At 74.0% G+C, this 19987-nt stretch carries 14 protein-coding genes; 9 read left to right on the plus strand and 5 right to left on the minus strand.

Translation table 11 applies throughout. The features are described 5' to 3' along the window. The first annotated feature begins 36 nt into the window (after positions 1-36). The 3 genes from ACZ4SV_RS22390 (at position 37) to ACZ4SV_RS22400 (ending at position 5284) form a co-directional block, all read left to right on the plus strand. Positions 37-1476, plus strand: a complete 1440-nt coding sequence (locus ACZ4SV_RS22390) for an FGGY family carbohydrate kinase (RefSeq protein ID WP_365875768.1) — start codon at positions 37-39, stop codon at positions 1474-1476. A 146-nt stretch (positions 1477-1622) separates the two neighbouring features. Continuing rightward, positions 1623-3356 (plus strand): ABC transporter ATP-binding protein, encoded by a 1734-nt coding sequence (locus ACZ4SV_RS22395; RefSeq protein WP_468006119.1) that lies wholly within the window; start codon positions 1623-1625, stop codon positions 3354-3356. Beyond that, a complete protein-coding gene (locus tag ACZ4SV_RS22400) occupies positions 3356-5284 on the plus strand; it encodes an ABC transporter ATP-binding protein (RefSeq protein ID WP_468006120.1) in 1929 nt (642 codons plus the stop codon). Before ACZ4SV_RS22395 ends, ACZ4SV_RS22400 begins: the two co-directional genes overlap by 1 nt. 49 nt (positions 5285-5333) lie before the next feature. On the opposite strand, the gene ACZ4SV_RS22405 is transcribed toward ACZ4SV_RS22400, so the two are convergent. From ACZ4SV_RS22405 to ACZ4SV_RS22425, 5 genes are all read right to left on the minus strand, one after another. Further along, positions 5334-6566, minus strand: a complete 1233-nt coding sequence (locus tag ACZ4SV_RS22405; protein ID WP_365875762.1) for an RNA polymerase sigma factor — start codon at positions 6564-6566, stop codon at positions 5334-5336. A gap of 139 nt (positions 6567-6705) precedes the next feature. Beyond that, on the minus strand, positions 6706-8616 hold the full coding sequence (dnaG, locus tag ACZ4SV_RS22410) for a DNA primase (protein ID WP_468006121.1): 1911 nt from the start codon (positions 8614-8616) through the stop codon (positions 6706-6708). Between the two features lie 47 nt (positions 8617-8663). Beyond that, positions 8664-9929 carry an NAD(P)/FAD-dependent oxidoreductase gene (locus ACZ4SV_RS22415; protein WP_468006122.1) on the minus strand — a complete coding sequence of 422 codons (1266 nt, stop codon included), beginning with the start codon at positions 9927-9929 and terminating at the stop codon, positions 8664-8666. 94 nt (positions 9930-10023) lie between these two features. Further along, entirely contained in the window at positions 10024-11301 is a 1278-nt protein-coding gene (locus tag ACZ4SV_RS22420) for a deoxyguanosinetriphosphate triphosphohydrolase (RefSeq protein ID WP_468006123.1), read from the minus strand. A gap of 82 nt (positions 11302-11383) precedes the next feature. Further along, positions 11384-12169 carry a sirohydrochlorin chelatase gene (locus ACZ4SV_RS22425; protein WP_468006124.1) on the minus strand — a complete coding sequence of 262 codons (786 nt, stop codon included), beginning with the start codon at positions 12167-12169 and terminating at the stop codon, positions 11384-11386. Between the two features lie 347 nt (positions 12170-12516). Here ACZ4SV_RS22425 and ACZ4SV_RS22430 point away from each other — a divergent pair, with 347 nt between their 5' ends. The 6 genes from ACZ4SV_RS22430 to ACZ4SV_RS22455 all read left to right on the plus strand — a co-directional run bounded on the left by ACZ4SV_RS22430 (position 12517) and on the right by ACZ4SV_RS22455 (position 19891). Next, positions 12517-13128, plus strand: a complete 612-nt coding sequence (locus tag ACZ4SV_RS22430; protein WP_365875752.1) for a SanA/YdcF family protein — start codon at positions 12517-12519, stop codon at positions 13126-13128. Between the two features lie 103 nt (positions 13129-13231). Continuing rightward, entirely contained in the window at positions 13232-15427 is a 2196-nt protein-coding gene (locus ACZ4SV_RS22435; protein WP_468006125.1) for a molybdopterin oxidoreductase family protein, read from the plus strand. A 46-nt stretch (positions 15428-15473) separates the two neighbouring features. Beyond that, a complete protein-coding gene (locus ACZ4SV_RS22440) occupies positions 15474-16304 on the plus strand; it encodes an arylamine N-acetyltransferase family protein (protein ID WP_468006126.1) in 831 nt (276 codons plus the stop codon). A gap of 168 nt (positions 16305-16472) precedes the next feature. Then, complete coding sequence (locus ACZ4SV_RS22445; RefSeq protein WP_468006127.1) at positions 16473-18122, plus strand: M4 family metallopeptidase; 1650 nt, start codon at positions 16473-16475, stop codon at positions 18120-18122. A gap of 436 nt (positions 18123-18558) precedes the next feature. Beyond that, positions 18559-19104 carry a hypothetical protein gene (locus ACZ4SV_RS22450; RefSeq protein ID WP_397942269.1) on the plus strand — a complete coding sequence of 182 codons (546 nt, stop codon included), beginning with the start codon at positions 18559-18561 and terminating at the stop codon, positions 19102-19104. Between the two features lie 124 nt (positions 19105-19228). After that, a complete protein-coding gene (locus ACZ4SV_RS22455) occupies positions 19229-19891 on the plus strand; it encodes a class F sortase (RefSeq protein ID WP_397981305.1) in 663 nt (220 codons plus the stop codon). Positions 19892-19987 lie beyond the last annotated feature (96 nt).

Raw genomic sequence — 19987 nt, forward strand, 5'->3', positions numbered from 1 at the left:
CCCGGCGGCCCCCGCGGATGCTGCAAAATTCTCCGCATGGGGATAGTCGCCGGCTTGGACAGCTCGCCTGATTTCACTCGCATCGTGGTCTGCGACACGGACACCGGTGCCGTACTGCGGCAGGGATACGCGCCGCATCCGGTGGAGGGGCGTCCCAGCGACGTGGACCCACAGGTCTGGCTGCTCTCCCTCGGCGAGGCCGCCGGCGGCGGTCTGCTGGAGGGGGTGCAGGCCATCGGGGTGTCGGCGCAGGCGAACGCGGTGGTCCCGCTGGACGCCCAGGGCAACACCGTCCGCCCGGCGCTGGCCGGCGGCGACAAGCGCGCCCAGGTCGCGGCGGCCGATCTGGTGGACGCGCTCGGCGGCCGGGAGGCCTGGGCGCAGGCGGTCGGCTCCGTGCCGCAGGCCGCCCAGTCGGTCACGAAGCTGCGCTGGCTGGCCAGGAACGAACCGGAGAACGCGCAGCGCACGGCCGTCCTGCTCCAGGCGCACGACTGGCTCGTCTGGCAGTTGCTCGGGCGGCCGGTGCGGCGGACCACCGACCGCGGCGGGGCCTCCGCCACCGGGTACTGGTCGGCGGCCACCGGTGCCTACCGGCCCGAGCTGGTCGAGCTGGCCCTCGGTCACCAGGCGGTGCTGCCGGAGGTGATCGGCCCGGCGGACGCGGCCGGTACGACGCCGGAGGGGCTGCTGATCTCCGCGGGCACCGGCGAGACCATGGCCGCCGCGTTCGGGCTCGGCATCGGCCTGGGCGACGCGGTGGTCTCGCTCGGGGCCTCCGGGTCGGTGATGGCCGTGCACCCGGAGCCGCTGGCCGACCAGTCCGGGATGATCACCTCGCTCGCCGACGCCACCGGTCTGCACCTGCCGGTGGTCACCACGCTGAACGCCGTGCGCGCCCTGCGCGGCACCGCGGAACTCCTCGGCCTGCCGGATCTGGAGAGCCTGTCCGAGCTGGCGATGAAGTCCACGCCCGGGTCGCACGGGCTGGTGCTGCTGCCGTACCTGGAGGGCGAGCGGACGCCGAGCCTGCCGCACACCGCCGGGACGCTCGCGGGGCTGCGGCGCGAGTCGATGAAGCCCGAGCACCTGGCGCGGGCCGCCTTCGAGGGCATGCTGTGCGGGCTGGCGGACGCGCTGGACGTGCTGCGCGGGCGGGGCGTGGCGGTGCGGCGGATCTTCCTGCTGGGCGCCGCCGCCGAGCTGCCCGCGGTGCAGGCGGCGGCACCGTCGCTGTTCGGCGCGCAGGTCGTCGTACCGCAGCCGGCGGACTACGCGGCGATCGGCGCGGCCCGGCAGGCCGCCTGGGCGCTCGGTGTGTCGCAGGGCACCCTCGATCCGCGGACCCCGCCGGCCTGGCAGGGCGCGGCGGCGCAGGTGCTGGAGCCGGGCGAGGAGCTGGCCGTGGGGCAGGCGGTGCGGCAGCAGTTCACGGCGGTGCGGGAGCAGACCCACCCGGGAGCGTTCGCCTCATAGGCGGACACGACGGGACGTAACACCGCGACACCGCAAGGCCGACGGGCGCCGTCGGATTAATGGGTTGAGGTAACGCGGGTGGAGTGTCCGACGATAGGGGCGAAGGGCAACCGATCGCCCCTGTCGCCGACTCCGAGAGACGTAGCGTGCTCATACGACTTCTGCGGACCTATCTCAGGCCCTATAAGAAACCCATCGTCCTCCTGGTGGTGTTCCAGCTCCTCCAGACCTGCGCCACCCTCTATCTGCCCACGCTGAACGCGGACATCATCGACAACGGTGTCGTGAAGGGTGACACGGGCTACATCCTGTCCTTCGGTGCCCTCATGATCGGCATCTCGCTGGTCCAGGTCGTGTGCAACATCGGTGCCGTGTACTACGGCGCCCGGACCGCCTCCGCGCTCGGCCGGGACGTGCGCGGTGCCGTCTTCGACCGGGTGCAGTCCTTCTCGGCGCGTGAGGTCGCCCACTTCGGGGCGCCCTCGCTCATCACCCGTACGACGAACGACGTGCAGCAGGTCCAGATGCTGGCCCTGATGACGTTCACGCTGATGGTGTCGGCGCCCATCATGTGCGTGGGCGGGATCGTGCTGGCGCTCGGCCTGGACGTGCCGCTGTCCGGGGTGCTGGTCGCCGTCGTGCCGGTGCTCGGCGTGTCCGTGACGCTGATCGTGCGCCGGCTGCGGCCGCTGTTCCGGTCGATGCAGGTCCGGCTGGACACGGTGAACCGGGTGCTGCGCGAGCAGATCACCGGCAACCGCGTCATCCGCGCGTTCGTCCGGGACGAGTACGAGCAGGGCCGGTTCGGCAAGGCCAACACCGAGCTGACCGACATGCAGCTGGCCACCGGCCGGATGCTCGCCCTGATGTTCCCGATCGTGATGACGGTGGTGAACCTGTCGTCCATCGCGGTGGTGTGGTTCGGCGCCCACCGGATCGACGGCGGCCAGATGGCCATCGGCGACCTGACCGCGTTCCTCGCCTATCTGATGCAGATCGTCATGTCCGTGATGATGGCCACCTTCATGTTCATGATGGTGCCGCGCGCCGAGGTGTGCGCCGAGCGCATCCAGGACGTCCTGGACACCGACTCCAGCGTCGTGCCGCCGACGGCCCCCGTCACCGAGCTGCGCGCCCACGGGCACCTGGAGCTCCGCGGCGCGGGCTTCCGCTACCCGGGTGCCGAGGAGGCGGTGCTGAAGTCCGTCGCCCTGGTGGCCCGGCCGGGCGAGACCACCGCCGTGATCGGCTCCACCGGCAGCGGCAAGTCGACGCTGCTCGGGCTCGTCCCCCGGCTGTTCGACGCCACCGAGGGCGAGGTCCTGGTGGACGGCGTGGACGTCCGGGAGGTCGACCCGGTGCTGCTCGCCAAGACCGTCGGGCTCGTGCCGCAGAAGCCGTACCTGTTCGCGGGCACGGTCGCCACCAACCTGCGCTACGGCAACCCGGACGCCACCGACGAGGAGCTGTGGCACGCGCTGGAGGTGGCGCAGGCCAAGGAGTTCGTGCGGAAGCTGGAGGGCGGCCTGGACGCGCCGATCGCGCAGGGCGGCACCAATGTCTCCGGCGGCCAGCGCCAGCGGCTCGCCATCGCCCGTACGCTGGTGCAGCGCCCGGAGATCTACCTCTTCGACGACTCCTTCTCGGCGCTCGACTACGCCACCGACGCGGCCCTGCGCGCGGCGCTGGCCCGGGAGACCGCCGAGGCGACCGTGGTGATCGTCGCCCAGCGGGTGGCGACCATCCGGGACGCCGACCGGATCATCGTGCTGGACGAGGGCCGGGTGGTCGGCTCCGGCCGGCACGCGGAACTGATGGCGGCCAACGAGACCTACCGGGAGATCGTGCTCTCCCAGCTGACGGAAGCGGAGGCCGCCTGATGGCCGGTCCCATGGGACGCATGATGGCCGCGGGCGGCCCCGACCAGCGCTCGATGGACTTCAAGGGGTCGGGGAAACGGCTCGTCGCCATGTTCCGGCCGGAACGGCTGACGATCTACTGTCTGCTGCTGTGCGTGGTGGTCAGCGTGGGCCTCAGCGTGATCGGCCCGAAGATCCTCGGCCGGGCCACCGACCTGGTGTTCGCCGGCATCATCGGCCGGGAGATGCCGAAGGGCGCCACCAAGGCGCAGGTGCTGGACTCCATGCGCGCGCACGGCCAGGGCCGGATGGCGGACATGCTGGGGGGCACCGACTTCACGCCCGGCGAGGGCATCGACTTCGATGCCGTCGGGCACGTGCTGCTGTACGCGCTCGGCACGTTCCTGGCCGCCGGTCTGCTGATGGCGGTCGCCACCCGGCTGGTCAACCGGGCCGTGAACCGCACGATGTACCGGATGCGGCGGGACGTGCAGGCGAAGCTGTCGCGGCTGCCGCTGTCGTACTTCGACAAGCGGCAGCGCGGTGAGGTGCTGTCCCGGGCGACGAACGACATCGACAACATCGGGCAGACGCTCCAGCAGTCGATGGGCCAGCTGATCAACTCGGTGCTGACCATCATCGGCGTGCTCGTGATGATGTTCTGGGTGTCCTGGATCCTGGCGCTGGTGGCCCTGGTCACCGTGCCGCTGTCGTTCGTGGTCGCCACCCGGGTGGGCAAGCGGTCGCAGCCGCACTTCGTGCAGCAGTGGCGCTCCACCGGCAAACTGAACGCCCACATCGAGGAGATGTACACCGGGCACGCCCTGGTGAAGGTGTTCGGCCGGCAGGAGGAGTCGGCGCAGCAGTTCGCCGAGCAGAACGAGGCGCTCTACCAGGCCGCGTTCAAGGCCCAGTTCAACAGCGGTGTCATGCAGCCGCTGATGATGTTCGTGTCGAACCTGAACTACGTGCTGGTGGCGGTCGTCGGCGGCCTGCGGGTGGCGTCCGGCGCGCTGTCCATCGGTGATGTGCAGGCGTTCATCCAGTACTCGCGGCAGTTCTCGATGCCGCTGACGCAGGTCGCCTCGATGGCGAACCTGGTGCAGTCCGGTGTCGCGTCGGCCGAACGGGTCTTCGAACTCCTCGACGCCCCGGAGCAGGAGGCGGACCCGGTGCCGGGCGCGCGGCCGGAGCGGCTGCGCGGCCGGGTGTGCCTGGAGCACGTGTCGTTCCGCTACGACCCCGACAAGCCGCTGATCGAGGACCTCTCGCTCACGGTGGAGCCGGGCAACACGGTGGCGATCGTGGGTCCGACCGGTGCGGGCAAGACCACGCTGGTCAACCTGCTGATGCGGTTCTACGACGTCTCGGGCGGCCGGATCACCCTGGACGGCGTGGACATCGGGAGCATGACCCGGGACGAACTGCGGTCCGGGATCGGCATGGTGCTCCAGGACACCTGGCTGTTCGGCGGCACCATCGCGGAGAACATCGCGTACGGCGCCGCGCGCGAGGTCACCCGGGGCGAGATCGAGGAGGCGGCGCGGGCCGCGCACGCGGACCGCTTCATCCGCACGCTCCCCGACGGCTACGACACCGTGATCGACGACGAGGGCAGCGGGGTCAGCGCCGGTGAGAAGCAGCTCATCACGATCGCGCGGGCGTTCCTGTCCGACCCGGTGATCCTGGTGCTGGACGAGGCGACCAGCTCCGTGGACACGCGGACCGAGGTGCTGATCCAGAAGGCGATGGCCAAACTGGCCGCCGGGCGCACGTCGTTCGTGATCGCGCACCGGCTGTCGACGATCCGGGACGCGGACACGATCCTGGTGATGGAGAACGGCTCCATCGTCGAACAGGGCGCGCACGCCGAGCTGCTGGCGGCGGACGGGGCGTACGCCCGGCTGTACCAGGCGCAGTTCGCGCAGGCCGTGGCCGAGGTGGACTAGGGCCTCGCGTGCGGATCACGCCGGGGGCCGCCGCGCGGCGGCGGCCCCTTCAGTCCAGATAGCCCCTCAGCTGGTCCGCGAAGGCGTGGTCCCGCAGCTTGCCGAGGGTCTTGGACTCGATCTGCCGTATCCGCTCCCGGGTCACCCCGAACAGCCGGCCGATCTCCTCCAGCGTGCGCGGGCGCCCGTCGGCCAGGCCGTACCGCAGCTGGACGACCTTGCGCTCGCGCTCGCCCAGCGTGGACAGCACCGCGTCCAGGTGCTCGCGCAGCAGCAGGAACGCCGCCGACTCCACCGGGCTCGCCGCGTCGCCGTCCTCGATGAGGTCACCGAGGGCGACGTCGTCCTCCTCGCCGACCGGGGCGTGCAGCGACACCGGTTCCAGGGCCAGGCGCAGCACCTCGCGGACCCGCTCGGGCGGCAGGTCGAGATGGGCGCCGACCTCCTCGGCGGTGGGCTCGTGGCCGCGTTCCTGGAGCATCCGCCGCTGGACGCGGACGACCCGGTTGATCAGCTCCACCACGTGCACCGGGACCCGGATGGTGCGGGCCTGGTCGGCCAGCGCCCGGGACATCGCCTGCCGGATCCACCAGGTGGCGTAGGTGGAGAACTTGTAGCCGCGGGCGTAGTCGAACTTCTCCACGGCCCGGATCAGCCCGAGGTTGCCCTCCTGGACGAGGTCGAGCATGGTCAGGCCGCGGCCGACGTAGCGCTTGGCGACGGAGACGACGAGCCGCAGGTTCGCCTCGATGAGCCGGCGCTTGGCCAGCCGGCCCAGGACGACGAGCCGGTCCAGGTCGAGCGCCAGCTCGCTGTCCAGGTCCGGGGTGGTGCCCAGTTTCTCCTCCGCGAAGAGGCCGGCCTCGACCCGGCGGGCGAGTTCCACCTCCTCGGCGGCGCTGAGCAGCGGGATCCGGCCGATCTCGCGCAGGTACTGGCGGAACAGGTCGGCCGAGGGGCCGCCGGACTCGGCCCGGGCGACGGCCGGGATGCCGGTGTCGGGCGGCTCGTCCGGCTCGTCCGCCTCCGGCGCCTCTTCGGCGGGCGGCTCGGCCGCCTCCGGGTGCCCGGCGGCGAGGCTCTGCGGGGGCACGGCCCCGAGGACACCGCTCGGTGCGTCCGGCTCGCTCGTGGTGGTGCTGGTGGCGCCGGTACTGCTGTCGGTCTGGGTGAGGGTCTGGGTCTGCACGTGGGCGACCTCCAGGATGATCGCTGCTGAAGGTGTGCGGCAGCGCGCGCTCCGAGGACTCGGGCACCGCCCCCAGTGTGGGGTACGACACAACACCGCCACGAGGGGCGTGCGGTGACTTTTTGCATCCGTGCGGTGACCGCCTGGTGATGCGGTCCGGCGGACTATGCGGCCGGCACCTGCCGGGCCGGACGGCCGCCAAGGAGGGCGGCGGGCAGCGGCCGGCCCCCGCTCACAGCGCCTGTGCGCCCCGCTCCCGCAGCGCCTGGTCGTACTGCTGGAGGACCCACATCTCGTTCTGCACGGCGGCGAGCTGGGCGGGGTCGCCGCCGGTGGACAGGCGGGTCAGCTGGGACTGGATGTCGTGGATGCGGCGCTCCACGGCGCGGCGGCGGATCTGGACCAGGACCGTGCCGGCGTAGGTCTCGTCCACCGTGCGGCGCAGGATCGGTTCGACGGCCAGCTCGGTGACCATCGCGCGGACCGTGTCGTCGGACGCGGCCTCGCGGACCCGGACCAGGTACTCCTGCGGGTCCGACAGGCCGTACTCCGCGCCGCCCGCCTCCGCGATGGTCTGGCGCACGGCCGCGTACGGCGGGGCCGTGAACTCGTCCACGCCGTAGGCGTCGAAGGCGGGCGAGACCAGTTCGGGGCGCTGGAGGGCGAGTTTGAGCAGCTCGCGTTCGGCGGCGAAGACCGGGTTGCGCAAGGTGAGCGCCGGCCCGGAGCTGGCGGGGCGCGGCGCCTCGGCCCACTGCTGCCCGCCGGCCGGGCGGCGCCGGTCCTGCTGCTGCGCGCCCTTGCCGCCCTCGCGGGCCCAGCGGGCGAGCTGGGCGACCCGGCGGACCACGAACTGGGTGTCGAGGATGCCGAGCATCCCGGCCAGGTCCACGGCGACCTCGTGCTGCGCGCCACTGTTCTTGATCTTGGCGACGATCGGCGCGGCCTCGTCCAGGGCGGCGGCGCGGCCGGCCGGGGTGTCCAGGTCGTACCGGCCCAGGATCTGGCGGAGCGCGAACTCGAAGAGCGGGGTGCGGGGTTCGACCAGGTCGGCCACCGCCTCGTCGCCCTTGGCCAGCCGCAGGTCGCAGGGGTCCATGCCGTCGGGCGCGATCGCGATGTAGGTCTCGGCGGCGAACTTCTGGTCGTCCTCGAAGGCGCGCAGGGCCGCCTTCTGCCCGGCCGAGTCCCCGTCGAAGGTGAAGATCACCCGGGCCGAGCCGTTGTCCATCAGCAGCCGGCGCAGGATCTTGATGTGGTCGCCGCCGAAAGCCGTGCCGCAGGTGGCGATGGCGGTCGTGACCCCGGCGAGGTGACAGGCCATGACGTCGGTGTAGCCCTCGACGACCACCGCGCGGCTGGTCTTGGCGATCTCCTTCTTCGCCAGGTCGATGCCGTACAGCACCTGGCTCTTCCGGTAGATCGCCGTATCGGGCGTGTTGAGGTACTTGGGGCCGGTGTCCGCCTCGTACAGCTTGCGGGCGCCGAAGCCGACGACCTCGCCGCCGATGTCCCGGATCGGCCACATCAGCCGGCCCCGGAACCGGTCGATCGGGCCGCGGCGGCCTTCCTGGGCCAGTCCGGACAGCAGCAGTTCCTTGTCGGTGAAGCCCTTGCCGCGCAGGTAGCGGATGAGGTGGTCCCAGCCCTGCGGGCTGTAGCCGACGCCGAAGTGGACGGCGGCGGCCTGGTCGAAGCCGCGCTCGGCGAGGAAGATCCGGCCGGTCTCGGCCTCGGCGCTGGTGGCGAGCTGCTCGGCGTACCACTGCGCGGCGGCCTTGTGGGCCTCGACCAGGCGGATGCGTTCGCCGCGCTGGTGCGCCGGGTTGTACCCGCCCTCCTCGTAGCGCAGCGTGATGCCGGCCTGCGCGGCCAGCCGCTCGACCGCCTCCGAGAAGGAGAGGTGGTCCACCTTCATGACGAAGGTGATGGTGTCGCCGCCCTCCTGGCAGCCGAAGCAGTGGAAGAGTCCCTTGCTCGGGCTGACCTGGAAGGACGGCGACTTCTCGTCGTGGAACGGGCACAGGCCCTTGAGGTTGCCGCCGCCCGCGTTGCGAAGCTGGAGGTACTCGGAGACCACGGCGTCGATCGGGACCGCGTCCCGTACCGCCTTCACGTCCTCGTCGTTGATCCGTCCGGCCACGGATGAATTCTACGGGGGCGCGGTGACCGCGGCGGTGCGCGCCGGGGTCAGGGGAGGAGGCTCGCGAGCGGTACGTGCGGGTCGGAGAGGGCGTCGGTGTTCACCCGGGCCCGGGACCTGATCAGGTTCTGGACGGGTTCTGTGACATCCCACACGTTCACGTTCATCCCGGCCAGCACGCGTCCCTCCTTCACCCAGAACGCGATGAACTCCCGTTTGCCGGCGTCGCCGCGGATCACCACCTCGTCGTACGTCCCGGGCGGCGCCCAGCCGCTGTACTCCATGCCCAGGTCGTACTGGTCGGTGAAGAAGTACGGCACCCGGTCGTGGACCGCCTCCCGGCCCAGCATGGCGCGGGCCGCCGCCGGGCCGCCGTTCAGGGCGTTCGCCCAGTGCTCCACGCGCAGCCGGGTGCCGAACAGCGGGAGCGGGAAGGAGGCCACGTCGCCGGCCGCGTAGATGTCCGGGTCGCGGGTGCGCAGCCGCTCGTCCACGAGGATGCCGCCGCCGTCCGCGGGGCCGGCGATCTCCAGTCCGGCCGCCTCGGCGAGCGCCACCCGCGGTGCCGCGCCGATCGCCGCGAGCACGGCGTGCGCCGGGTGCTCCTCGCCGTCGTCCGTGCGGGCCGCGAGGACCACGCCGTCCTGGCCGACGATCTCGGCGAGCCGGGCGCCGAAGTGGAAGCGGACGCCGTGCTCGCGGTGCAGCTCGGCGAAGACGGTGCCCAGCTCGGGGCCGAGGACGCCGTGCAGCGGGGTCGGCGCCGGTTCGATCACCGTGACCTCCGCGCCGTACTCGCGGGCCGCCGCGGCGACCTCCAGGCCGATCCAGCCGGCCCCGGCGATCACCAGGTGTCCGTTGTCCCGGCCGAGGTGCTGCAGGACGCCCTTGAGGCGCTCGGCGTGGGCGAGGCGGCGCAGGTGGTGGACGCCCGCCAGGCCGGTGCCGGGCACGTCCAGGCGGCGCGGTTCGGCGCCGGTGACCAGCAGCAGCTTGTCGTAGCGCACGAGCGTGCCGTCGTCGCCGAAGCGGACCGTCTTCGCGGTGCGGTCGATCCGGTCCACGGTCTGGCCGAGGTGCAGTTCGACGTCGTGGCGCGCGTACCAGGCGGGCTCGTGCACGAAGACGCTGTCGCGCTCCTCCTTGCCGAGCAGATAGCCCTTGGACAGCGGCGGCCGCTCGTAGGGGTGGTCGCGTTCGTCGCAGATCAGTATCACCCGTCCGCTGAAGCCCTCCGCCCGGAGCGTCTCGGCCGCCTTCGCGCCGGCGAGACCGCCGCCGACGATGACGAATGTCTGATCCGCGTCGACCACTTGTTTGCCTCCTCGTCAGGGTGCCGCCACAGGGGAGCGTCCCGCACTCGGCGTGCTGCGGGAAGAGGGTGTGACCCGATCAGGCCACGGGGTGTCATGTGCCGCTCACATATGCCCGGTCGGTCAGTGCGGCGTGCAGGGAGAGCGCGGAGGCGTCGGTGAGGGAGGCGATCTGGTCGACGATCACCCGCTTGCGCGCCCGGTCGTCGTCCGCCGCGTCGAACAGCGCCCGGAACTGCGGGTCGAGGCCCTCGGGGGCGCGGGCCGTCAGTGCCTCGGCCAGCTCGGCGACGATCACCCGCTGGTCGGCGCGGAGCCGTTCCTGCTCGGCGCGCTGCATCACGTACCGGTCCGCGACCGCCTTGAGCACCGCGCACTCCATCCGGGTCGCGCGGGGTACGACGAGCCGGGCGGCGTACCGGGTGAACCGCCCCGGGCCGTACTCGGCGCGCGTGGCGGCCTCGGCGGCCAGGCAGAACCGGCCGATGAGCTGGCTGGTGGCGTCCTTCAGCCGGGCCTGGGCGACGGCCGTGCCGTCGTAGCCGTGCGGCCACCACTCCTCGTCCTGGAGGCGGTCCAGGGCGGCGGCGAGTTCGGCCGGGTCGGTGTCCGCGGGCACGTACCGGCCGACGGCCACCTCGAACACCGCCTGCCGTTCCGGCTCGGCGCGCAGGGAGCCGGGGTCGACGTGGCCGGCGTGCAGCCCGTCCTCCACGTCGTGCACCGAGTACGCCACGTCGTCCGACCAGTCCATCACCTGCGCCTCGAAGCAGGTGCGGGTGCCGGGCGCGCAGGCGCGGACCCAGTCGAACACCGGGCGGTCGTCCTCGTAGACGCCGAACTTCGGGGACGCCGGGTCGGTGGGGTGGGCGCCGCGCGGCCAGGGGTACTTGGTGGCGGCGTCCAGGGTGGCGCGGGTGAGGTTCAGGCCGACGGAGCGTTCCCCGGTGAAGCGCTTGGGCTCGGTCCGGGTGAGCAGCCGCAGCGACTGGGCGTTGCCCTCGAAGCCGCCGCAGTCGTCGGCGAACTCGTTCAGCGCGCTCTCGCCGTTGTGGCCGAAGGGCGGGTGGCCGAGGTCGTGGGCGAGGCAGGCGGCCTCCACCAGGTCCGGGTCGCAGCCGAGGGCCGCGCCCAGTTCCCGGCCCACCTGGGCGCATTCCAGGGAGTGGGTGAGCCGGGTGCGGGGGCTGGCGTCCCCGGCGTGGCCGCGGGTGCCCGGGGTGACCACCTGGGTCTTGCCGGCGAGGCGGCGCAGGGCGGCGGAGTGCAGGATGCGGGCGCGGTCACGTTGGAAGGCGGTGCGGCCGGGCCGTTTGTCGGGTTCGGGGGCCCAGCGTTCGGCGGACTCCGGGTCGTATGCGGTGCCTTCCATGGGACGACAGTAAGCCCATCGCCCGCCGGGCCCGGCTTCCGGGTGGCCGCGGGCCCGTCGTGGCTCCCCGCGCGGGTCCCGCTCAGGCGGCCGACGCCCACGGCGCCGCGAGGCTCTGGTCGTACCGGTGCAGGACCAGGCGGGCCATGGCCTCGTGCGCTCCCAGCGGGGCCGAGGCGATCCACGGCGCCGCCTCGGCGCACTGGGTGGCGAAGCGGCCCGGGGCCGTGAAGTACGAGGCGAGGGCCACCCGGCGCCGGCCGCGGGCCGCCAGGGCGCGCAGGGCGGCCGGGACCGTCGGGGCCGCCGCCGAGGCGTAGGCGGGCAGGACGGGGACGCCTAGGCGGTCGGCCAGGAGGCGGGCGGTGCGGCGGGTGTCGGCGGCCGAGCCGGGGTCGCGGGAGCCGGCCGCGGCCAGGACGACGGCGCTGTCCCGGCGGGCGGCGCCGTCCGGGGCGGCCGGCCAGCCTGCCTCGCACAGCCGGGCGTGCAGGGTCTCGGCGAGCAGCGGGTGCGGGCCGAGCGGCCCGGCCACGCGCGTGGGGACCGGGGCGGCCGCGGCCATCTGCGGGATGTCGTGTCCGACGTGGTAGCCCCGGCCGAGGAGGAGCGGGACGAGGACGGCGTACGGTCCGCCGAGGGCCGCGAGCGTGTCGGGCAGCAGGGGCTCGTTCAGCTCGATGTGGCCGAGGTGCACGGAGAGGGCGGGGCGCAGCGCGCGTACCCGGTCCGTCAGGGCCCGCACGGTGGTGAGCGCCCGGGGGTCGCGGCTGCCGTGGGCGACCAGGACGAGGGCGGGCGGTGCCGGGCGGCGGCCGGGCGCGGAGAGCGGCCGGCCGGGGGTGCGGAAGGGGAGCGACGCCGTCATGACGGGATCGTGGCCCCGCGAGGTTGCGCGGCCGTTGCCGGGCCGTCACGGACGTTTTCCATCCGGTCACCGCGGCCGGCGGCGCGGTGTGAGGCCGGTGCGGCGAACCGGACCGGCGCCGTGGACGTCCTTACCGGTCGGAGACGGTCAGGGGGAACCACATGGAGAGTCGTACGGGGGGCACGGGTCGTACGGAGGGCACGGGTCGTACGGAGGGCACGGGTCGTACGGAGGGCACGGGTCGTACGGAGGGCACGGGTCGTACGGGGGGCACGGGGCGTGCGGAGGGCCGCCGGCCGCGCGGGCCGCGTACGCGGGCCGGGCGGCGGCGGCTGGTGCGGGCGGTGATGGCCGGGTGTGCGCTGGCGCTGCTGCCGGCGGCCTGGCTGCGGGTGTCCACCGAGGACCGGCTGCGCACGGTGGCGGACGTGCCGCGCACCGAGGTGGCGGTGGTGTTCGGGGCGGGACTGTGGAACGGCCGGCCGTCGCCGTACCTCGCGCACCGGCTGGACGCGGCGGCCGAGCTGTACCGGTCGGGGCGGATCCGGGTCGTCCTGGTCACCGGGGACAACAGCCGGGAGGAGTACGACGAGCCGGACGCCATGCGCGCCTACCTCGTCCGGCACGGCGTGCCGGACCGGCGGATCGTCGGCGACTACGCCGGGTTCGACACCTGGGACTCCTGCGTCCGGGCCAAGCGGATCTTCGGCGTGGACCGGGCGGTGCTGATCAGCCAGGACTTCCACATCCGGCGGGCGGTGGCGCTGTGCGAGGCGGCGGGGGTGGACTCGTACGGCGTCGGGGTGGCCGCGAAGCACGACGCGACCTGGTACTACGGCGGGACGCGCGAGGTGTTCGCGGCGGGCAAGGCGGCGCTGGACGCGCTGTTCCGGCCGGACCCGCGGTTCCTCGGACCGCGGGAGCCGGGGGTGGCGCGGGCGCTCGCGGCCGGGCGGTGACGGCCGCCTCACGGCGTCCGGGGCGGCGCGGGGAGGCGGCCGTGCCGGGCGCGTAACCCGGGACGGCCCGGGGCCGTAACACGGCCGGCGCACGCTGGGCCGCATGGAGAACACCTCGACGCCCACCCACTGCCCGTACTGCGCCTTGCAGTGCGGGATGAACATCACGCCCCTGCCGCAGGGGGGCGTCGAGGTCACCGAGCGCCCGGACTTCCCGGTGAACCGGGGCGCGCTGTGCGGCAAGGGCCGGACGGCGGCCCAGGTGCTGTCCCCGGCGGTACGGCTGACCACGCCGCTGGTGCGCGAGGGCGGCCGGCTGGTCGAGGCGGACTGGCCGCGGGCGCTGGACCGGATCGCCGGGCAGCTCGCGCGGACCCGGGAGCGGTACGGCCCGGACGCGCTCGGCGTGTTCGGCGGGGGCGGGCTGACCAACGAGAAGGCGTACGCGCTGGGCAAGTTCGCGCGGGTGGTGCTGGGCACCTCGCAGATCGACTACAACGGCCGGTTCTGCATGTCCTCGGCCGCGGCGGCGGGCACCAAGGCGTTCGGTCTGGACCGCGGGCTGCCGTTCCCGCTGGAGGACATCCCGCGGACCGGGTGCGTGATCCTCGTCGGGTCCAACCTCGCCGAGACCATGCCGCCGTCGCTGCGCTTCTTCTCGGAGCTGCGGGAGAACGGCGGCACGCTGATCGTCGTCGACCCGCGCCGGACCCGGACCGCGGACCAGGCCGACCTGCACCTGGCGCCCCGGCCGGGCACCGATCTGGCGCTGGCGCTCGGCCTGTTGCACCTGGTGGTGGCCGAGGGCCGGACCGACGAGGAGTACATCCGGGAGCGGACCACGGGCTGGGCCGAGGCCCGGGCCGCGGCGATGGCCCACTGGCCGGAGTACGTGGAGCGGATCACCGGTGTGCCGGTGCCGCAACTGCGGCAGGCGGTGCGGATGTTCTGCGAGCCCGAGGCGGCGATGGTGCTCACCGCGCGCGGACCGGAGCAGCAGTCCAAGGGCACGGACACGGTGGGCGCGTGGATCAACCTGTGCCTGGCCACCGGCCGGGCGGGCCGCCCGCTGTCCGGGTACGGCTGTCTGACCGGGCAGGGCAACGGGCAGGGCGGGCGCGAACACGGCCAGAAGGCCGACCAGTTGCCCGGCTACCGCAAGCTGGACGACCCGGCGGCGCGGCGGCATGTGGCCGGGGTGTGGGGCGTGGACCCGGACACGCTGCCCGGTCCGGGGCGCAGCGCGTACGAACTCCTCGACGCGCTGGGCGGGGACGTGCGGGCGCTGCTGCTGATGGGCTCCAACCCGGTGGTGTCGGCCCCGCACGCGGCGCACGTGGAGGAGCGGCTGCGGTCGCTGGGCTTCCTCGCGGTGGCCGACGTGGTGCTGTCGGAGACGGCGGAACTGGCGGACGTGGTGCTGCCGGTGACCCAGTGGGCGGAGGAGACGGGCACGACGACCAGTCTGGAGGGCCGCGTCCTGCTGCGCCGCCAGGCCGTCACCGCCCCGCCCGGTGTCCACAGCGACCTGTACGTCCTGCATGAGCTGGCCGGCCGCCTCGGCGTGGAGAAGGGCTTCCCGGCCGACCCGGAGGAGGTCTTCGAGGAACTCCGCCGCGCCAGCGCCGGCGGCCCGGCCGACTACTCCGGCATCACCTACCGCCGCCTGACCGAGGAAAACGGCGTCTTCTGGCCCTGCCCGGAGGGAACGACGGGGGGTGGGGGTTCGACGGGGGCCGGGGAACGGGGTACGGCGGGGGCCGGGGGCCCTGCGGCGGTCGAAGCCGGGGACGGGGCCGGGGACGGGGCCGGGGGGCCCGGGTCGGTTCATCCCGGTACTCCGCGGCTCTTTCTCGACCGGTTCGCCACGCCGGACGGGCGGGCGCGGTTCGTGGCGGCCGGGTACCGGGCGACCGCCGAGGAGCCGGACGCCGAGTACCCGCTGCTGCTGACCACCGGCCGGGTGGTGGCCCAGTACCAGTCGGGCGCGCAGACCCGGCGCGTGGCGGAGCTGAACGCGGCGGCGCCCGGCCCGTTCGTGGAACTGCACCCGCGGCTCGCGGCCCGGCTGGGCGCGGCCGACGGCGAACCCGTGGCGGTGGTCTCCCGGCGCGGCCGTGCCGTCGCGCCGGCCCGGATCACCGACACCATCCGCCCGGACACCGTGTTCATGCCCTTCCACTGGCCGGGCGAGGGCCGCGCCAACACCCTCACCAACCCGGCGCTCGACCCGACGTCCCGGATGCCGGAGTTCAAGTCCTGCGCGGTGCGGGTGGAGGTCCTCGGCCCCCGGCAGTGACCCGGCGGGTGCGGCGGGCGCGGAGGGGCTCACGTAGGTTCGCGGTATGTCCGACACCGACCCGTACGACCTCGACGCCTATCTCGACCGCATCGGCTGGAAGGGCGAACGGCACGCCGGCCTCGCCACCCTGCGGGGCGTGCACCTGGCACACGCGCTGTCGCTGCCCTTCGAGAACCTGGACCCGCTGCGGGGCACGGCCCCCTCGCTCGCACCCGCCGACCTGATGGCCAAGATGGTGCACGGCCGGCGCGGCGGCTACTGCTACGAGCACAACACCCTGCTGCGGCTGGCCCTGGAGGCGCTCGGCTTCCCCGTGACGCCGCTGGCCGCCCGGGTGATGGCCGGCGCCGGGACACCGGAGAACCGGCCGCGCACGCACGCGCTGCTCAAGGTGGAGGTGCCGGGCGAGCCGCGGCCGTACCTGGCGGACGTCGGCTTCGGCGCGGCCGGGGCGCTGCTGCTGCCGGTGCCGCTGGCGCCCGGCACCGAGCACGAGGGCGCCGGGCGCCGGCACCGGCTGGCGCGGGCGGCGCACGACGGCCCGCTGGAGCTGTGGGAGTTGCAGGCGTACGACCGGCGGACCGGCGAGTGGGCCGGCCAGTACCGGTTCACCGAGGAGCCGTTCACCGCGGCCGACTTCGAGGTGTTCAACTGGTTCGTCGGCACCCATCCGCGCTCCCCGTTCACCCGCCGCCCCTATCTCCAGCGGACCACCGCCGCGTGGCACCTCTCCCTGGACGGCGCCCGGCTGACGCGGACGGCGGCCGACGGCACGGTGACCGAGCGCACGCTGACCGACGAGGCCGCGGCGCGGCGCCTGGCGGCACAGGAGTTCGGCATCGAGGTGCCCGAGGGGCTGGCGCTGCTCGGCTGAACCGGCGGGGGCCGGCGGCCGTACGCGAGCACGGGAACGCCGCCATACCCGCGCCGGCCCCCCACACATCTCCCCACGGGGACTATGGACACGACATGTCATGGCCATTTAAATCTCGGGAATCAGCGCCGCCCCCACGCCTAGCCTGGCGCCTTCCCGAGGAGACAGATGAGCCGGATACGGCAGCACGTCCGAGGAACCCGCCGCACAGCCACCGCCGGTGCCGCCGCCGCCACCGCGGCCCTGCTGGCCGTCGGCCTGGCCCCCACCGCCCACGCCGCCGGCGGACCGACCCGGGCCACCGCGATCGAGCACGCGGCCTCCGCGCTCCTCGCGCACGCGTCCGCACTGGGCCTCGCCGCCTCCCAGGACACCAGCGTCCGGGACGTGATCGTGGACCGGGACGGCGCCCAGCACGTCCGCTACGACCGCACCTACCGCCATCTCCCCGTACTCGGCGGCGACTTCGTCGTCCACCTGGCCCCGGACGGCGCCTACCGCGGCGCCGACCGCGCCACCCGGCAGCCGGTCTCCGTACCCACCGTCACCCCGCGGATCTCCGGTCCCGAGGCGGCCGGCCTCGCCGTCGGCGCGCTGCGCGCGGCCCACCCCGGCACCGCCCTCAAGCAGGTCAAGGCCAGGCCGGAGCTGGTGGTCGACGCCCTGCACGGCAGCCCCAGACTGGCGTGGCGGACCAACGCCGCCGGCCTGGACTCGCTCGGCAACCCCGTCGCCCGGACCGTGCTGACCGACGCGCGCAGCGGCGCCCGGATCGACGCCTGGGACAGCATCGAGACGGCCACCGGGGACGGCGCGTCCCTGTACGGCGGGACGGTGCCGCTGCAGACCACCCAGTCCGGGTCGTCGTACCAGCTCAAGGACCCGACGCGCGGCAACACCTACACCGGTGACGCCGAGAACAAGACCGACCTGTGCCTGTTCGGCATCTGCTTCAGCCGGGCCCCCGCGACCCTGTTCACGGACGCCGACAACCACTGGGGCACGGGCAGCACCGCGGACCGCGCCTCGGCCGCCGTCGACGCGCAGTACGGCACCGACGCGACCTGGGACTACTACAAGAACGTGCACGGCCGCACCGGCATCGCCGGGGACGGCAAGGGCTCGTACAACCGCGTCCACTACGGCAGCAACTACAACAACGCCTTCTGGGACGACAGTTGCTTCTGCATGACGTACGGCGACGGTGACGGGACCACCTTCGGGCCGCTGGTCGCCCTCGACGTCGCCGGGCACGAGATGTCCCACGGCGTGACCTCCAAGACCGCCGCGCTGACCTACTCGGGCGAGTCCGGCGGCCTGAACGAGGCCACCTCCGACATCCTCGGCACGATGGTGGAGTGGTACGCGGCCAACGGCTCCGACCCCGGCGACTACCTGATCGGCGAGAAGATCGTGAAGCCCGGCTTCGGCAAGGCGGCCCTGCGCTTCATGGACAAGCCGTCCCGGGACGGCAGTTCGGCGGACTACTGGAGTTCCTCGGTCGGGAACCTCGACGTCCACTACTCCTCGGGCGTCGCCAACCACTTCGCCTATCTGCTCGCCGAGGGCAGCGGCGCGAAGACCGTCAACGGCGTCGCCTACGACTCGCCGACCTACAACGGCTCCACGGTCACCGGCATCGGCCGGGACAAGGTCGGCAAGATCTGGTACCGGGCGCTGACCGTCTACATGACGTCCTCGACGAACTACAAGGGCGCCCGCACGGCGACCCTCAGCGCGGCGCAGGACCTCTACGGCGCCGGCAGCGCGGAGTACAACGCCGTGGCGGCGGCCTGGAGCGCGGTCAACGTCACCTGAGCGGACACCGGACATCCGGTGGCCGGTGCCGCACGCGGGCACCGGCCACCGGTGTGTCCGCCGCCGGACGCCGGCCGGGCCAGTCCGGTCCGCGCCGGGCCGCGCCCGGGCTGGGCCGGGCCGCGCCGGGCCGCACCCGCACCCGCACCCGCACCCGCACCCGCACCCACGCCATGGGCTGCCGGCCTGCCGTCACCCGTTCACCCCCACCCACCGCCCCATTCGTGTGTTTGTCGTACCGGCATCCCCCGGTCCTCGCCCACCCGCCCACGACCTGCCCGAACACCGCGCGGACTCACCCGTGCGGAGGGCCGGGGCGGCACCCGTTCACCGTAGTCCTGACGCTCCCTCAGGAAGCGGGCCGGCCGCGGAGCCACTTATCTCGGAAGGGCAGGGGCGCACCCCTGGACGAGTCGGACAAGCCCTGGGGAGCACCATGCGACGCACTGCCCGTCTCCTGGCCGGTACCGCGCTCGCCGTGGCCACCGCGGCGCCCGCCCACGCCGTGGCCCCCGCACGCGCGGCGGCCGCCTCGCCGGGCGTTCCCGCCGGCCGGCTGGAGGCGTCCCCGGCCACCGTGATCCCGGGCGAGGAGGTCACCGTGCACACCGCCGGGTGCGGCAGCGCGGGCGCCGCGACCGGGGACGCGGGCGCGCTCGGCGCCGGCGCCTTCCCGCTGGCGCCCGGTGCCCGGCAGGGCGAGGCGACGGGCCGGTTCCGGGTGCCGCCGAGCGCGCAGCCCGGGACGTACGAGATCGTCGCCCGGTGCGCCGACGGGGACCGGCAGGTCTCGGGCGACCTGGTGGTGACGCTGACCGCGGCGCACGCGCAGGTGCAGCCGCGGGGCAGCGTGAAGACGGGGGTCGGCGGCGGACTCGGCCGCGACCCCGGACAGACCGCGGCGGGTGTGGCGGCCCTGGCCGTCGCCGCCGCGGGCGGTACCTGGCTCCTGCATCGCCGGGCGAGAGGCGACGGGATCTGACGGACACCCTCCGCTGTCCGTCCGCCGGTACCGCACATCCCGCCCCCTCCGGGTCCGACGCCCCTCGCGGCCCGGAGGGGGAGGGGGTTACGAAGGGGGCCCGTCTCCGGGAGAGGGGATGCGTATGCGCAGGAAGGCGAGGAGCGCCGGGGGTGCCGGGCGCGGCCGGGGCTCCCGGCGCGGCGACACCGCCATAGCCGCCGTCACCGCCGTCGCGCTCGGCGCGGGCCTGTGGCTGCTGGGCGGCACCGGGCCGCGCACGCCACCGCAGCCGACGGCCGCCGAGGGCCGCCCCGACCCCGGCGGCGACGGGCTCGCCGCCCCCGCCCTCCCGCCGTCCCCGCCGCTGCGCGTCCGCATCCCCGCGATCGGGGTGAACGCGCCCCTGACCGGTCTGGCCCTCACCCCCTCCGGCAGCCTGGACGCGCCGCCCGCGAAGGAGAAGAACCTGGCCGGCTGGTACGAGGCCGGCACCACACCCGGTGAGACGGGCACCGCGGTCATCGCCGGCCATGTCGACAACGCCGAGGGTCCCGCCGTCTTCTACGACCTCGGCGCGCTGCGGCGCGGCGCCCGGATCGAGGTGGACCGCCGGGACGGCTCGGTGGCCGTGTTCACCGTGGACGCGGTGGAGGTGTACGCGGCCCGGGACTTCCCCGACGACAAGGTGTACGGCGCGGCGCCCCGGCCCGAACTCCGCGTCATCACCTGCGGCGGCGGCTACTCCAAGACCACCGGCTACCAGGGCAACGTGGTGGTGTTCGCCCGCCTGACGGGCAGCCGCTGACCCTCAGTGCGCCACCGGCTCCCCGCCGAGCACATGCTTCTCCCCCCACGTCCCAAGCGGCGCCGGCGCCTCGTTCAACTGCACGCCGACGCGACG

The organism is Streptomyces sp. NPDC027672, from assembly GCF_055566335.1.

Bases quoted from the DNA above. Each gene is read 5' to 3' on its own strand.
- ACZ4SV_RS22390 (WP_365875768.1), top strand. From the start codon at position 37: ATGGGGATAGTCGCCGGCTTGGACAGCTCGCCTGATTTCACTCGCATC.
- ACZ4SV_RS22400 (WP_468006120.1), top strand. From the start codon at position 3,356: ATGGCCGGTCCCATGGGACGCATGATGGCCGCGGGCGGCCCCGACCAG.
- ACZ4SV_RS22420 (WP_468006123.1), bottom strand. From the start codon at position 11,301: ATGGAAGGCACCGCATACGACCCGGAGTCCGCCGAACGCTGGGCCCCC.
- ACZ4SV_RS22425 (WP_468006124.1), bottom strand. From the start codon at position 12,169: ATGACGGCGTCGCTCCCCTTCCGCACCCCCGGCCGGCCGCTCTCCGCG.
- ACZ4SV_RS22430 (WP_365875752.1), top strand. From the start codon at position 12,517: ATGGCCGGGTGTGCGCTGGCGCTGCTGCCGGCGGCCTGGCTGCGGGTG.
- ACZ4SV_RS22435 (WP_468006125.1), top strand. From the start codon at position 13,232: ATGGAGAACACCTCGACGCCCACCCACTGCCCGTACTGCGCCTTGCAG.
- ACZ4SV_RS22440 (WP_468006126.1), top strand. From the start codon at position 15,474: ATGTCCGACACCGACCCGTACGACCTCGACGCCTATCTCGACCGCATC.
- ACZ4SV_RS22445 (WP_468006127.1), top strand. From the start codon at position 16,473: ATGAGCCGGATACGGCAGCACGTCCGAGGAACCCGCCGCACAGCCACC.
- ACZ4SV_RS22450 (WP_397942269.1), top strand. From the start codon at position 18,559: ATGCGACGCACTGCCCGTCTCCTGGCCGGTACCGCGCTCGCCGTGGCC.
- ACZ4SV_RS22455 (WP_397981305.1), top strand. From the start codon at position 19,229: ATGCGCAGGAAGGCGAGGAGCGCCGGGGGTGCCGGGCGCGGCCGGGGC.